Raw genomic sequence first — 12,773 nt, forward strand, 5'->3', positions numbered from 1 at the left:
GCATCTGCTTACTGCGGGTTAAGCCGTTATTATGACGGCTTGGCCGCGGGCTGGCCAGTCATGACCCAGTGGAACAAAGGCGGCAGCCTGCGGTTGGTTGATTACCTTCCTGATAACGTACCCGAAAGCGATGTTTGCCGCGCTGCGGGATTACCCGGTAGTGACGCCCCTGACGTTGTAACGGCGCGTCTGAGGTGGTGTTGTCTGCATTTAGCGGCTGGTTTTGAGCGACTGCTGACGACATTATTTTCCTCCCAGCTGGCGCAGGGCATCGCTGGCGGTAAAAAACACCTGACCCGGGGCCAGTTTCGATAGCAGGTCGCTGGCCTGTAACTGATCCATGACCGGACCTTTAAATTCAGCCAGGTGTAATAAAATCTGTTTCTGGCGCAGCTGTGTCAGCATTCGCTGCAGCGTTTCATAGCCGTCAAAATCAATATGATTAATGGCACTGCCAATAAGAATGACATGGCGGACTTGCGGGCTTTGGCTGATACGCTGGTTAATATAATCCTGCAGAAACTGGCTGTTGGCAAAATACAGATTTTCGTCCACCCGAATCAGTAAAATCTCGGGGCTGGTGGTGACCTCATGGCGCTGAATATTGCGGAAGTGGTCCGAGTCCTGATACCGACCTACTTCAGCAATATGAGGCTCACTGGTGCGCTTCAGGTACAGCAGTAACGACAAACTGATGCCGATGAATATTCCGGTTTCTGCGTTGCTGATTAACACCGCACTGAAGGTGATCAGCCAGATCAGTCCGTCACTTTTCTGGTAACGCCAGGCATGCAGACCATCGCGCCATTTAATCAGTGGTAATACGGCGGCAATAATAATGGCGCCCAGCACGGTGTTCGGCAGCTGAGTAAACCAGTCAGAAAAAAATAAGCATACCAGCGCAACTACTACGGCGGTGACAACGGCGGCCAGCTGAGTGCGGGCACCGGCCGCCAGGTTGACCATGCTGCGGCCAAAACCACCGGCCACCGGATACGCCTGTGTCAGTGCTGCTGCAGCATTGGCAAGCCCCAGTGCTAACAGTTCGCGGTTGGGTTCAATCCGGCTGCGGGTTTGCAGTGCCATGGCGCTGGCTACGGATAAACTCTCCAGATAACCAATCAGGGCAATAATGGCTGCAGAGGGTAATAATTGCTGCCATTCAAGTTGTTGCCAGTGATGCAGTAATAATTGTGGCAACTGAAACTGAGGCAGGCCGGACGGAATATCACCGACGGTATCAATGTTGATCTGACCAACAGTCACCACCAGTATACCGCCTGCAACTGCAAATAACGGGCCGGTTTTTGCCAGAGAACCGCGCGTGATTCGTGGCCAGATTAATAAAAACAACAGAATAATCAGGCCGAGTATTAACGCCGGTAAGACGATCTGGTGCGACTGCTGAATCAGGCTCAGCAAGGGTTGGTAAAAGGGCCCGTCGCGGCCGATGGATAAACCTGACAAGTGTTTGATCTGGTTCAGCACAATGACGATCGCGGCGGCGCTGGTAAAGGCGGAAATCACACTGTGGCTGATAAATGTTGTCCAGCGCCCCAGGCCAATAACATAAAATAATAATAAAAATGCGGCGACCAATAACGCCAGAGTGGTGGCATAGGCGGCCAGCGTTAGCTGGTCGCTGGCCAGCGGCGCCAGGGCTTCCAGCGTCATCAAAGATACAATCGCCACCGGGCCGACAGCCAGAGTTGGGCTGGTGCCGATCAGGGCATAAAACAGCAGCGGCAGAATTGCGGCGTATAAACCGGTTTCGGCGGGCAGGCCGGCGAGAAAGGCGTAGGCGATGGCCTGCGGTACGATCAGAATGGCAACAATCAGGCCGGCGCCGAGGTCATCTTTCAGCCAGGAGCGGGAATAATTCTGCAGGGTTGGAAACAGGCGCACCGGACAGGCTCCTCAGTTGACGTCAGCTTGTTGTTCACAATACAGGTCGTTTAATACCTGAATAATCCGCTCAGCCTGATCGTTATTCAGGCGGTAATAAACCGTCTGGGCTTCCCGGCGAGGTGCAACCAGCTGTTCGCCACGCAACCAGGCAAGGTGCTGGGATAACGCAGACTGGCTTAACGGCAGTGATTTTACCAGTTCGCTGACCGAAACTTCGCCGCTGCGTAGTGTGCACAGAATGCTCAGGCGGTGCTCGTTAGCCAGTGCTTTGAGTAAACGCACCGCTTGTTTGCGGTGGTTGTCCAGAGCCTCATTTGTCATAAACGCTGACCCTTGTAACAGTAGGTGATGGTGTCATTATATATCAAGTATTGCTAAATAAGAATATTCTAATATTATTAGCGTTAAGTTATTTGATTTAAGCCAACCGGAGGCAGAATGAAGGCACAGGTAGAAAGTTTTTTTGATCAGGAGACATCAACTGCCACTCATCTGTTGTGGGATGAAGCCACTGGCCAGGCAGCCATTATTGACCCGGTACTGGGGTTTGATCAGAAGTCCGGCCGTACCAGCACCACTCAGATCGACAGTATTCTGAGTTATGTCAAACAGCAGCAGCTGACGCTGATGTATGTACTGGAAACCCACGCCCACGCTGATCACCTGACATCGGCGCACTACATTCGTGAACAAAGTGGTGCGGCCATTGTGATTGGTGCGCCGATTACCCGGGTACAGCAGACTTTTGGCGCTATTTTTAATGAAGACGACAGTTTTGCCCGTGACGGCCGTCAGTTTGATCGGCTGGTCAGTGACGGAGATACCTTGCTGCTTGGGGAGCTGACGCTGCAGGTAATGGCAACACCGGGGCACACACCCGCCTGTGTCAGTTATGTTGTTGACGGGCAGCTGGCGTTTGTTGGGGATACTCTCTTTATGCCGGATGTGGGGACCGCCCGTTGTGATTTCCCCGGGGGAGATGCCAGTACTCTGTATCAGTCGGTACAGCGTTTGTTGGCACTGGGCGATCAGGTGACGCTGTATCTGTGCCACGATTATCCGCCGCAGGATGAACAGGGGCAGTGTCGCGAGATACAGACCCGGGTGTCGGTGGCACAACAGCGCCAGCACAATATTCATGTCCGGGATGGTATTTCGCAAGATGACTTTGTTGCTATGCGCAGCCAGCGGGATGCCGGACTGGCGGTACCACGCCTGATTCTGCCGTCGTTGCAGGTGAACATTCGTGCAGGGGCGCTGCCACAGGCGGAAAGTAATGGTACGGCTTACCTGAAATTACCGCTGAATGTGCTGTAGATCGCTTGTTTCCGGGCTTTTTGGCATTTTTCAGAATATTCGTTAATCTGGACAATAAGAAAAACGAATAAGGAAGCGGCCATGCTGGTCAATAATCGTTGGATAAGGGCGTCGGGTGAATTAAACGACAAGCCAATCAGTATCCAGTACCGGGAAGACTGGCAGCAGGCTGCCGCCTATGATGCGCTGAATATTTGTGTTCAGATCGCCTGGCAGGCTGAGAGCCGGGATGAAAGTACCGGGTTTCCGTCTGACGCGGAACAATTACGTATTCTGGCGTTCAGTGAGCAGCTGCAACAGATGCTGGAGCCGGGTGAAAACGCCGTGGTTGCGATGGTGATTGCCCATGATGGCGTTAACCAGTGGATTATCTATTGCAAGGATCTGCAGCCGCTGAAGGACGGGCTGGATAAGATACCCGCCACCGATGCTGGTTATCCGATAGAAGTGGTGGCTGACGAAGATCCGCATTGGCAGATCTTTCAGCAGGTTTATGATGCCATCAGACAACAACACTGACGCTACTGTTACCTGCTTGGCACCAGAATGCCCCGCCTGACCCCTGTGATCACGGGTTGCGAGTAACGAGTTGTGTCGGGTACGGCGAAGGGCGCTCCGCGGAACTCGTTAAGGTTGCTGTTCGTCGGCCTCCAGCGCCGCCAGCCGGGCGGCTTCCAGCTCAGCCAGTTCACCCTCGACCATGGCCGGTGTTTCCAGCGAAATCAGTCCTATCTTCGCGCTGCGCAGTTCGTGTAACGCCAGCTCAGACGCCTTATGTAGATCAGCAATACCGCCCGGGCGTAAACAACCCCGTTTGGCCGCGATGGTATTCAGTGCCTGTTCGGCGGTGTCCGGCAAGGCTTTCATTTTAAAGCGGCTGACTAACGCCTGGCTGTAGTGCTGCAGCAGGTAATCCAGTGCAAACAGCGCCACGTCGGTGTATTCAATAGCGGTATCTTTTACCGCACCGCTGGCCGCCAGGCGATAGCCGCTGAGTTCATTTTCAAACTTAGGCCACAGGATTCCCGGGGTGTCTGACAGCACAATGCCGTTTTTCAGGTCAATCATCTGGTTGGCTTTGGTGACCGCCGGTTCGTTACCGGTGCGGGCGATCTGACGCCCGGCCAGGGCGTTGATCAGCGTGGATTTGCCGACGTTCGGAATGCCCATAATCATCACCCGGATGGCCAGCTTCTTATTGCTGCGGTGGCTGCCCAGTTTTTTACACAGCTGAATCACCTTTTTGACCTGTTTTTTGTCTTCTGCAACCAGTGGCATCGCCTGGGTGTTATGTTGCTGGCTGAAATATTTTACCCACTGGTCGGTCACGGCCGGGTCGGCCAGGTCGGCTTTGTTCAGTATCTTAATGCAGGGTTTATCGCTACGCAGCTCATCCACCATCGGGTTGGTGCTGGAAAACGGCAGGCGGGCATCCAGTACTTCAATCACCAGATCAATGTCCGGCATCGCTTCCGCAATTTTTTTGCGGGCTTTGTTCATGTGGCCAGGGAACCAGTGAATTGCCATAGTGACGTTTTTCCGTTGACGGTGGGTTAAAAGGGCGGCACATTGTAAAGCAAGGCCTGTGTAGAGCAACTGTTAACAGTCCCTCTGGGACACGGGATTGTCATATAGCCAGTGTAGTCTGGCTGACATCGATTAGGACGGGAGATCATTGCCTTGTCTTTTTCTGGTTTATTTCAGGAAGCCTTTGCGGGCCTCCGTTAATTACCAAGTTCCTTTTACAGTGCAAGCATTTCAGCTGTAAAACGGGCCTTACGTTCTTCGCGGGTAATCCGTTTATTTTCAGCGTCTCTGGCTTTCTCGTATTTGCTTTCCGCTTTTTCCAGCTCGTGTTTCTTACGTCGCCAGTCACTAAAAGATACCGAACCGTTGCGACCTTCCGTCCGTAACGTATCCTTCATCTTTTGCTCTTGTTCGCGTAAGCGTTGCGCTTCCCGTGCGAGTGCCATTACATTTGATTCAACCTCTGGGGCTGCTTGCTGTTCCTTTTCTGAGGTCTCGGCAGGGCGCTGCACCGGTTTGGAAATCCGTTTGAAGTACGCATCCTTGGCTTGCTTCAGGCGGTTTACTTCATCGTTGGTTTGACGCAGGAGTTGCTTTTGCTGCTTAAAGTCAGCTTTATAGTCGGTAAAGTCCGCAAACGCATCCGAGGAGTTGGTAGCCACTGCAATAGCACGCGCCAGCTCTTCCGGCCCGTCATTGGTCTCAGCGCCAAAAAACTCTTCGTGCTCGAAAGCAGACGCGATAATATCAACTATACCTTGCGTCATAGGTAAGGTCACTGTGTTCCCTTGGCCGTCAGACATCCCGTTTTGTGTGGAGATGAATAAGGCCGAAACCACATCCATCATACTCTCGGCCGGTACCTTATCTTCGTCGGAGCGGTTTTTATTCACTTTCTCCAGTAACGATGACACCGCAGCATCCGCAGATAGCGTCTCCCCCTCGCTGGCGACATACCACTGATTGTCTTTGATCGGGGTGCCGGTGCGGGTGCCTGGCGTCCGAAGGGCCAGATCCTGTGCGGCATTAATATCAGCACGTAGATCCGCCGAGTCCAGGTAGCCGGTATCATCGAACATCTCAAACTCTTCTTCAAAGTTGCTTTTGATTGTCGCGTACTGAGCCGGCGTAATAGCGTTGGATTGCAACTGCGCATTCAGATCATTCATCACCTGGCTTTTGTATTGCTCCAATGATGCGTTTTGCGTCATCTCGCGTACCAGATTGCCCAGGTTATCCTGCTCTTGTTTGCTAAGCGAACCGGCGGGCTTGTTGGATAACGTCTGGTACTGTTCCATCTTCTGCTTCGCGGTGAATCCCGTACCGTCCTTAATGGCTGCTTTAGGATCATCCCCGAACCGTGTTCCGTACCGGTGCTCGCGGATGCGGTCTTTTGAGAGAGCATGATTCTCCGTGGCAATAGCATTCAGCCCTTGTACCTGTGCTTGACGGTTGGCAATCTGCTCCCGGTAAAAGTCTTCCCCGAGGGTATCCCGATTGGTTTCCAGAAGATCCATCGCAGTACGGGGATCAGCCTCGGCAATTTGCTTACGTAAATCCCGGTTATCACGTTGCTGCGTCCAATCCTGGTAGTCAGCATCGGCCTGTACGCGCTCACGAGAGGTATTTAGCCCGTCCTGAGCCAGAGACATAAAATCGTCCCCGGCGTACCCACCGTAGCCGTTGATGCGTTCCTGGATGGCGCCTGACGCCAGGGCGGCCTGGTACTCTTCCGGAGAGCCGAACGAACCCAGGAACTGCTGAAGATCACGCCGATTGGCATCGACCTTGTTTTGTACCAGCGTATCGCCGACACCTTTTAAACCATCAAACATGGATTGGATATTACGCCCGCCCGCTTCAAACGCTGCCGTGGCGCCGCGAATATCGGGACTTATTTCGAGTGTGCGCCAAGTGATAGGTTCAGTCATTATTTAATTCCCCATTTCATTTGGTACTCCTCAGGGGAAAGGTCGCCGGCCATTTGCCCGCCCTGGGCTGCAATTTTACGACGTTGTTGTTCAAACAGCTCACGGTTGGTCAGTGCCTTTTGGGCCTCCCAGTTCATATTGAACTGCCGTTTGGACTCTTTTAAACCTTCGCGGGCAACCTTCGTCTGCTGCCAGCCGTTGTACCCGGACCATAATGCGCCCGCACCTTGAAGGGCAGGACCGCCCCAGGACTGAAACCAGTTAGAGTTCTGTCCCGAAGGTTGCTGCACAGGAAGTTGGTTAGTCGAATTAGGAAGTGTCATACCAGAATCAATTAGCGATTGATCCATGACATTAACGTTGAGCGGATTGCGTGAATCCATAATTGAGTAATTCATGGTAAGTACCTACTTTAGAGATAATTACCACGAATTATGGGACAGCGATACGACGAATTCCGATTTTAATTACACAGAGTCTGGGTACCTACCGTGGTGCACGAAGAAGGTCTTAACGTCCCCATGTACGCATTCCACGAGTCCTGATTTAATTTTTCTCTGTGTCTGCGTTCTTCTTGCTGCTGCCGGTAGATTTCGGTCTGGGTTTGGAGATAGGCTTCAACTTCCCGGACACGCTTATACCCGGTAAGTTTAACTTGCGTACAGTGACGCTCCGGTATGAAATCGTCATACATCTGCTTAACGTACACATTGAATCTATCTGCATCTATCCTACGCCAGGCTTGAATGGCCTGATCGTTTGCCCATAGGAAATCGGCAGCCTCTTTAGCGTCAATTACGCCTTCTGCGTAGCACCCAATAAATAATACGCGTTCGGCGGACAAACTACGGTAAGTCGCATCAGGAACATCCTCAGTTTGCGGGGCTGTAGCACACCCAACTAAACCAGTAAGCGCGAGGAACAGAGTTAGTTTTTTCAATTTAGTAACCGTTTTTCTTTCGTACATATTCATCAAGACGTTCTACGTTGATACCTGATGTTTTAGAGTTCCGACGCATCTCTTCGACTTCTTCGAACGTTGCAGGTAGGTCGTCACCCGTAGGTATAGTTTTATCTGCTCTTTTGTAACGTTCAAGCAAAGCGAGGGACATACGGACTTCTTCCGCTTTTTGTTTAAACTCTGCGGCTGTTCCATTTTCTATAGCGCCAGATGCTGAGAGAGGGGAAGATTTCCGTAAGCGTTCTGTCCGGCTTTTAGCTTCGAAACTTTTAGCTACGCCATTCAGGATAGCGGACAGGATAAACAAGCCGAATGAAGCTCCGATAGCTCCAGAGAACAGGCTTACAACTGCAGCGATAAAAGCTACACCGGTACCTATGAGAAATGCTAATGCAAAGAAGGGAGACATACGCCGTCCTTGTAGGTAAAGCCCGGCAGAATACCACCGGGCCTTTTTAGAGACAATTAAGTGAAGTTGTAGTCGATGCCTTCTAACGTACTAACGCCAGGTAACTTTAACGATTCATCAACGTATGAATGCAGGTAATCAAATGCCAAAGTCCCGATGTTGCCGGTATGTATGGTGCGCTGATAAAAAGACCCCGGTGATTCGTTCAGCATGATCATTGGCTGCAACCCTACAAAGTGTAAGGGGTCCAAGTCCAGTGGATCAGGCCATCTCGTTAGGTTTGTGTAAAGACAACCTCGCAGAGATGGCACTAGCCCCCGTTTACAAAGTACGACGGCAGCGTATGAACAAGGAGACGTTCCAGTGGTTACTGGAGAACTCCGACGCTTGGGTACGCTGTGCTCTTCTTTTGGTTGTAGTAACCCTGCAACGTTTAAGTGATTTAGTCAGTATTCGCAAGGACGATATACGGAATGGGCGCCTTTACGTTATCCAGAAGAAAACCAAGAAATATGATGCAGCGTACATCGCCATCGAGATCACACCAGGACTTCAGGAAGTGATTGATGCGTGCTTGGCTTTACCCTACCCAGGGTCGTATCTTCTCCGGAAGAAGCCTACCCCCTTGAATTGGCGAGGGCAGCGAGTACAGAATCGGACTGAACGTACCCAGGTGATCGGGAAAACGTTATCGACAAAGGTAACCCGGCTTATTAACCGCTGTCCGCATGTACAGTACTTGACACCGGCGGAGAGGCCATCTTTTCATGAGTTACGTGCTTATGGTATTAAATTGTACCAAGATCACAAACTCAACTCGCAGCCACTGGCAGGGCATAGTTCCGAGCGTCAACATAAGAACTATGACTCCAGGCATGAAGATATTAGATGGGTAGAGATTGATGCCAGCCTGCCGCTAGATGCGGTTGTTGGCAGTGAGACCTCTTCATAATAGGAGAGGTGCATTTTTTGCAAAAATGCGTTGTAAGTTATTGATTTATTTAGCCTGATTTTGCAGGTTTTGGATTGCTAGTTTTTAGCTTTTTATCTTTAAAAATCAATGGTTTAGGTGCGATTATGGACTTACTAACCGAAGATATCGCTGAACACGTCAAACATCAGGGGCGTCAGGCCTCTGCTACCGTATCCGGGCGACGACGCTCGGGTTTTCTTGTCGGCAATAAATTTGTCTTTTCTGATCAGGCAGAGCTGCTGTGGATGCAGGCGGGTCCGGGGGAGTTTCGCGAGTTGCGCATCTGGCGTAAATAGCCGGATGCGCAGCGAGGCGATGAGCAGTCGCTAGCTGGCGAACACAGAAGCCGGCTGGTTTTCGTCGTTGTCGGACGCAGCGCTCATATCTTCAGGGGTGATTGCCGCAGCTTCATCATCCGCCGCGCTGTCGGTGTTGTCGGTGTTGTCGGCGTGGTCGTTCGTATTGTCTGCCTCAAGCGGGCTGGCCGGTTCTGTGTTTTTTTCCGGCTGCTGTGATTGCAGCGCGGCGGCTACCCGTTTTTTGACTTCGGCTTCCAGAGCGGCCTCGGCTTCGTCATCCTGTTTGGCCTTTTTACGTTCCAGTTTGGTGATGGCCTTATCGTGGTTGCCCCAGGCGCCACCTTTGAATTCGATGCTGTGTACACCGTTTTCTTCTGCAATTTCGTTCGCCAGGGACTTAGCGCCTTCATCGGCGTCACGAGCCATCAGCTTTCGTTCTCCGGCTTCCACCCGGGCAAACAGGTCAACCAGGGCGCTGGATAACACTTCCTGGGCGACTTCTTCACGGGTTTTACGGAAACGTCGGGCGATCACGTTCAGCATCGCCAGATCACTGGCATCCAGCCGGGTGGTGACCGTCGCCAGGGTTTGTTCCAGCTCGCGCTGAGCTTTTTCTTCTTCGTAGTAGCGGTCGATCAGCGACTGAGTGCTGGTGGTGTCGATATCCTGCATAGAGACTTTTCCTGCCAAAGCATCGGGGGTTAATGGGTCGGTTATAATTGCTTTATACTGTATATGCTTACAGAGGTTTTGTGCAACCGCTATGGCTTGTTTTATAGTGTGCCACCTGACTTGCAGACCGACCCCGGAGATCACCGATGACAACCGCTACCGAACAACAGATTGAAGCTAAGCTGGCGCAGTTAAACCCTCAGTACCTGGAAATCGTTAATGAAAGCCAGATGCACTCAGGTCCGGCCAGTGATTCTCATTTTAAGCTGACGCTGGTCAGTGAGGTGTTTAGTGGTAAACGTGCTGTGGCTCGTCATCAACAGGTTTATGGCCTGCTGGCAGAGCAGCTGGCCGGGCCGGTGCACGCATTGGCACTGCACCTATTTACCCCACAAGAGTGGCAGCAACAGGGCCAGGTTCCGGCTTCGCCGGATTGCCGTGGCGGCAGTAACGCCGGTTAACCTTGGCCTCTGCGGCCAGTGTCGCGTTATAACCAGTCTGGCAGACTGCGGCTTTGTAGATGGCCAGAATGATCAGGCGGATATAAAAATGAAGTTGTTGCATACCCGGATATTATTCCTGTTACTGGCTGTGACGGCATCGCTGACGGTGCTGGCCGATGGCCGCTGGACGCTGGAAAAACAGGACGACGAGCTGGGTATTCAGGTGTTTACCCGGGAAGTGGATGGCTCCGACCTGAAGGCCTTTCGCGGCACTATGACGCTGAAGTCAACTTTAACCGCACCGGTGGCACTGATTGAAGATACCCGGCGGGCACCGGAGTGGATGTACAATTGTAAGGTGGTTGAGATCATTGAGTTTCTTAATCCGGGTGAGGCCTTATCCTATATGGTGACCGAGGCACCGTGGCCGGTATCGGATCGCGATACCATCGTCCACTCACTGGCGAGCCAGGATAAAAACAGTAAAGTGGTGCGCATAGATGTTCATGCACGCACGGATGTTTTTCCGGAAAATGATGAATATGTGCGCATTACTCAGATGCAGGGATTCTGGTCGTTTGCACCGGCGGCTCGGGCGGGCATGATTGATGTGATTTATGAGGTACATGCCGAACCTAATGGCGGTTTGCCATCGTGGCTGGCTAACAGTGTGGTGGTCGAAACCCCTTACCATACCCTGAAAAATATGCAGCGACTGCTGCAGGAATCACAGTATCAACAGGCCGAGCTGGCATTCATCGACAACGTCGACTGATTATTACCAGAGTGGCGGTTTTTATGTCATTGCATTGTCATAAATACGTCATATACTGCGCGAAAATTTCTACCGGTCATGTGTAAAACGATGAAATTCCTACGCGCATTTTATTTTATTTTATTTTCTGTCCAGGCCGTTTCCAGCCTGGCGCTTGAGTCTTTTTCTGATCTGCCGATTGACGGTGAGCTGACGTTATTCAGTATTCACGGCTCTAACACCGTTGGTGCCGCACTGGCTCCGAACCTGGTAAAAGAATATCTGAGTCAGAAAGGGGTGGAACAGATCGAACTGGTGAATACCGCGGTAGAAAACGAAACCGTGATTCGTGGTGTGGTACCGGCCACCCGTACCAGCCTGTCGGTGGTGATTGAAGCACACGGTTCGGGCACTGGTTTTAAAGGCTTAAGCAGCGGTAGCGCACAGATTGCAGCCGCTTCCCGCCCGATTAAAAATAAAGAAGTTCAGCTGTTAAAAGCAAAAGCCGATATGCGTGCCAGCGACAGTGAGCATATTGTTGGTATTGATGGTCTGGCCGTTATTATTAATCCACAAAATCCGGTGCAGGATCTGAGCGTTAACGAGATTGCAGAAATTTTTTCCGGTGGTTACCGCGACTGGTCAGAACTGGGTGGTAAGCCAGGTCCGATCCATGTTTATGCCCGTGACAATAATTCCGGTACCTGGGACTCCTTTAAAGGTATGGTGCTGGGTAAGCAGAAAAAGCTGATTGATAATGCTGAACGGTTTGAATCCAATGACGAGTTATCCGATCGGGTGGCGGCGGATACTGGCGGTATTGGTTTTGTCGGGCTGGCCTCGGTTCGTAACGCTAAACTGGTGGCGGTGTCTGATGGCAGTGCCAAAGCGCTGTTGCCAAATAAACTGACGGTGGCGACTGAAGATTATGCCCTGGCACGAAGACTGTTTATGTATACCGCCGGAGTGTCGGATAACCCTTATGTGAATGAGTTTCTGGAATTTTCACTGGCCAATAATGGTCAGAAAATTGTTGCCCAGACCGGCTTTATCTCGCAGGAATTACAGGCGGTTAAACCGGAGTTTTACGAAGAATTACCACAGGATTTCCGCAGCCTGACGGATAATGCCAAGCGACTGACGATTAATTTCCGCTTTAAGCAGGGCAGTGCCAAACTGGATAATAAAGCGCAAAAAGATATTGAGCGTCTGGTGGATTATCTGCAGGGAAGTCAGAACCCCGAGGTGCTGTTAATCGGTTTTGGCGACAAAAAACGCAGTGAAAAACGTGCCAAGCTGTTATCGAAATTACGGGCAATGGCGGTTCGGCGTGAGCTGGTGCGTAACGGTATTTATCCGAAAGAGTCGGTCGGCTTTGGTGAATATCTGCCGGTAGCGTCGACCAACCGTCTGGAAGGGCGGATGAAAAACCGCCGGGTGGAAGTGTGGTTGCGGGATAACGGCGCCATTGCTGCACTGGACTGAGTGGCCCTGGCGGCCATCAACTAAGCGATCCTAAAAAAGCCTGTCCGCCATTGATCATCAATGGCCGACAGGCTTTTTGTTATCGCGGCTTTGT

16 protein-coding genes are annotated in these 12,773 nt (G+C 51.7%); 7 read left to right on the forward strand and 9 right to left on the reverse strand.

Going from position 1 to position 12,773, the window contains the following annotated elements:
* Nucleotides 1–243 precede the first annotated feature (243 nt).
* Together ACFOMG_RS05675 and ACFOMG_RS05680 are read right to left on the reverse strand one after the other, a co-directional pair.
* Nucleotides 244–1,905 carry a SulP family inorganic anion transporter gene (locus ACFOMG_RS05675; RefSeq protein ID WP_376865328.1) on the reverse strand — a complete coding sequence of 554 codons (1,662 nt, stop codon included), beginning with the start codon at nucleotides 1,903–1,905 and terminating at the stop codon, nucleotides 244–246.
* A 12-nt stretch (nucleotides 1,906–1,917) separates the two neighbouring features.
* Entirely contained in the window at nucleotides 1,918–2,229 is a 312-nt protein-coding gene (locus tag ACFOMG_RS05680; RefSeq protein ID WP_376865330.1) for an ArsR/SmtB family transcription factor, read from the reverse strand.
* Between the two features lie 117 nt (nucleotides 2,230–2,346).
* Here ACFOMG_RS05680 and ACFOMG_RS05685 point away from each other — a divergent pair, with 117 nt between their 5' ends.
* Both ACFOMG_RS05685 and ACFOMG_RS05690 read left to right on the forward strand, forming a co-directional pair.
* Entirely contained in the window at nucleotides 2,347–3,225 is an 879-nt protein-coding gene (locus ACFOMG_RS05685) for an MBL fold metallo-hydrolase (RefSeq protein ID WP_376865331.1), read from the forward strand.
* An 81-nt stretch (nucleotides 3,226–3,306) separates the two neighbouring features.
* Nucleotides 3,307–3,744: a DUF695 domain-containing protein gene (locus ACFOMG_RS05690; RefSeq protein WP_376865333.1), complete on the forward strand. Its 438-nt coding sequence runs from the start codon at nucleotides 3,307–3,309 to the stop codon at nucleotides 3,742–3,744.
* A 108-nt stretch (nucleotides 3,745–3,852) separates the two neighbouring features.
* Here ACFOMG_RS05690 and ylqF read toward each other — a convergent pair whose 3' ends face one another.
* The 6 genes from ylqF to ACFOMG_RS05720 form a co-directional block, all read right to left on the reverse strand.
* Nucleotides 3,853–4,752 carry a ribosome biogenesis GTPase YlqF gene (gene ylqF / locus ACFOMG_RS05695; protein ID WP_376865335.1) on the reverse strand — a complete coding sequence of 300 codons (900 nt, stop codon included), beginning with the start codon at nucleotides 4,750–4,752 and terminating at the stop codon, nucleotides 3,853–3,855.
* Between the two features lie 215 nt (nucleotides 4,753–4,967).
* Nucleotides 4,968–6,683, reverse strand: coding sequence for a hypothetical protein (locus tag ACFOMG_RS05700; RefSeq protein ID WP_376865337.1), 1,716 nt, complete (start codon nucleotides 6,681–6,683; stop codon nucleotides 4,968–4,970).
* The gene (locus tag ACFOMG_RS05705) at nucleotides 6,683–7,081 is read right to left on the reverse strand and encodes a hypothetical protein (RefSeq protein ID WP_376865338.1); all 399 of its coding nucleotides are present in this window, start codon (nucleotides 7,079–7,081) and stop codon (nucleotides 6,683–6,685) included. The genes ACFOMG_RS05700 and ACFOMG_RS05705 overlap by 1 nt, the downstream gene beginning before the upstream one ends.
* Nucleotides 7,082–7,146: 65 nt before the next feature.
* Nucleotides 7,147–7,656, reverse strand: coding sequence for a hypothetical protein (locus ACFOMG_RS05710; RefSeq protein WP_376865340.1), 510 nt, complete (start codon nucleotides 7,654–7,656; stop codon nucleotides 7,147–7,149).
* Complete coding sequence (locus tag ACFOMG_RS05715) at nucleotides 7,625–8,053, reverse strand: hypothetical protein (RefSeq protein WP_376865342.1); 429 nt, start codon at nucleotides 8,051–8,053, stop codon at nucleotides 7,625–7,627. Before ACFOMG_RS05715 ends, ACFOMG_RS05710 begins: the two co-directional genes overlap by 32 nt.
* Nucleotides 8,054–8,109: 56 nt before the next feature.
* A complete protein-coding gene (locus ACFOMG_RS05720) occupies nucleotides 8,110–8,265 on the reverse strand; it encodes a hypothetical protein (protein WP_376865344.1) in 156 nt (51 codons plus the stop codon).
* Between the two features lie 44 nt (nucleotides 8,266–8,309).
* On the opposite strand from ACFOMG_RS05720, the gene ACFOMG_RS05725 reads away from it, so the two are divergent.
* Nucleotides 8,310–9,005, forward strand: coding sequence for a tyrosine-type recombinase/integrase (locus tag ACFOMG_RS05725; RefSeq protein ID WP_376865346.1), 696 nt, complete (start codon nucleotides 8,310–8,312; stop codon nucleotides 9,003–9,005).
* 125 nt (nucleotides 9,006–9,130) lie between these two features.
* Complete coding sequence (locus ACFOMG_RS05730) at nucleotides 9,131–9,322, forward strand: hypothetical protein (protein ID WP_376865349.1); 192 nt, start codon at nucleotides 9,131–9,133, stop codon at nucleotides 9,320–9,322.
* A gap of 30 nt (nucleotides 9,323–9,352) precedes the next feature.
* On the opposite strand, the gene ACFOMG_RS05735 is transcribed toward ACFOMG_RS05730, so the two are convergent.
* Nucleotides 9,353–9,997 (reverse strand): hypothetical protein, encoded by a 645-nt coding sequence (locus tag ACFOMG_RS05735; protein ID WP_376865351.1) that lies wholly within the window; start codon nucleotides 9,995–9,997, stop codon nucleotides 9,353–9,355.
* A gap of 146 nt (nucleotides 9,998–10,143) precedes the next feature.
* Between ACFOMG_RS05735 and ACFOMG_RS05740 the strand changes: the two genes are divergently transcribed.
* The 3 genes from ACFOMG_RS05740 to ACFOMG_RS05750 all read left to right on the forward strand — a co-directional run bounded on the left by ACFOMG_RS05740 (nucleotide 10,144) and on the right by ACFOMG_RS05750 (nucleotide 12,679).
* Nucleotides 10,144–10,458 (forward strand): BolA family protein, encoded by a 315-nt coding sequence (locus ACFOMG_RS05740; RefSeq protein WP_376865353.1) that lies wholly within the window; start codon nucleotides 10,144–10,146, stop codon nucleotides 10,456–10,458.
* Between the two features lie 88 nt (nucleotides 10,459–10,546).
* A complete protein-coding gene (locus tag ACFOMG_RS05745; RefSeq protein WP_376865354.1) occupies nucleotides 10,547–11,215 on the forward strand; it encodes an START domain-containing protein in 669 nt (222 codons plus the stop codon).
* A gap of 90 nt (nucleotides 11,216–11,305) precedes the next feature.
* On the forward strand, nucleotides 11,306–12,679 hold the full coding sequence (locus ACFOMG_RS05750) for a substrate-binding domain-containing protein (RefSeq protein ID WP_376865355.1): 1,374 nt from the start codon (nucleotides 11,306–11,308) through the stop codon (nucleotides 12,677–12,679).
* Nucleotides 12,680–12,773 lie beyond the last annotated feature (94 nt).

The sequence above is a fragment of the Bacterioplanoides pacificum genome (genome assembly GCF_042648445.1).
Taxonomy (GTDB): domain Bacteria; phylum Pseudomonadota; class Gammaproteobacteria; order Pseudomonadales; family Oceanobacteraceae; genus Bacterioplanoides; species Bacterioplanoides pacificum.

Coding starts and splice junctions, on each gene's coding strand:
- ACFOMG_RS05680 (WP_376865330.1), bottom strand. CDS start 2,229: ATGACAAATGAGGCTCTGGACAACCACCGCAAACAAGCGGTGCGTTTA.
- ACFOMG_RS05685 (WP_376865331.1), top strand. CDS start 2,347: ATGAAGGCACAGGTAGAAAGTTTTTTTGATCAGGAGACATCAACTGCC.
- ACFOMG_RS05690 (WP_376865333.1), top strand. CDS start 3,307: ATGCTGGTCAATAATCGTTGGATAAGGGCGTCGGGTGAATTAAACGAC.
- ylqF (WP_376865335.1), bottom strand. CDS start 4,752: ATGGCAATTCACTGGTTCCCTGGCCACATGAACAAAGCCCGCAAAAAA.
- ACFOMG_RS05700 (WP_376865337.1), bottom strand. CDS start 6,683: ATGACTGAACCTATCACTTGGCGCACACTCGAAATAAGTCCCGATATT.
- ACFOMG_RS05705 (WP_376865338.1), bottom strand. CDS start 7,081: ATGAATTACTCAATTATGGATTCACGCAATCCGCTCAACGTTAATGTC.
- ACFOMG_RS05710 (WP_376865340.1), bottom strand. CDS start 7,656: ATGAATATGTACGAAAGAAAAACGGTTACTAAATTGAAAAAACTAACT.
- ACFOMG_RS05715 (WP_376865342.1), bottom strand. CDS start 8,053: ATGTCTCCCTTCTTTGCATTAGCATTTCTCATAGGTACCGGTGTAGCT.
- ACFOMG_RS05720 (WP_376865344.1), bottom strand. CDS start 8,265: ATGCTGAACGAATCACCGGGGTCTTTTTATCAGCGCACCATACATACC.
- ACFOMG_RS05730 (WP_376865349.1), top strand. CDS start 9,131: ATGGACTTACTAACCGAAGATATCGCTGAACACGTCAAACATCAGGGG.
- ACFOMG_RS05735 (WP_376865351.1), bottom strand. CDS start 9,997: ATGCAGGATATCGACACCACCAGCACTCAGTCGCTGATCGACCGCTAC.
- ACFOMG_RS05740 (WP_376865353.1), top strand. CDS start 10,144: ATGACAACCGCTACCGAACAACAGATTGAAGCTAAGCTGGCGCAGTTA.
- ACFOMG_RS05745 (WP_376865354.1), top strand. CDS start 10,547: ATGAAGTTGTTGCATACCCGGATATTATTCCTGTTACTGGCTGTGACG.
- ACFOMG_RS05750 (WP_376865355.1), top strand. CDS start 11,306: ATGAAATTCCTACGCGCATTTTATTTTATTTTATTTTCTGTCCAGGCC.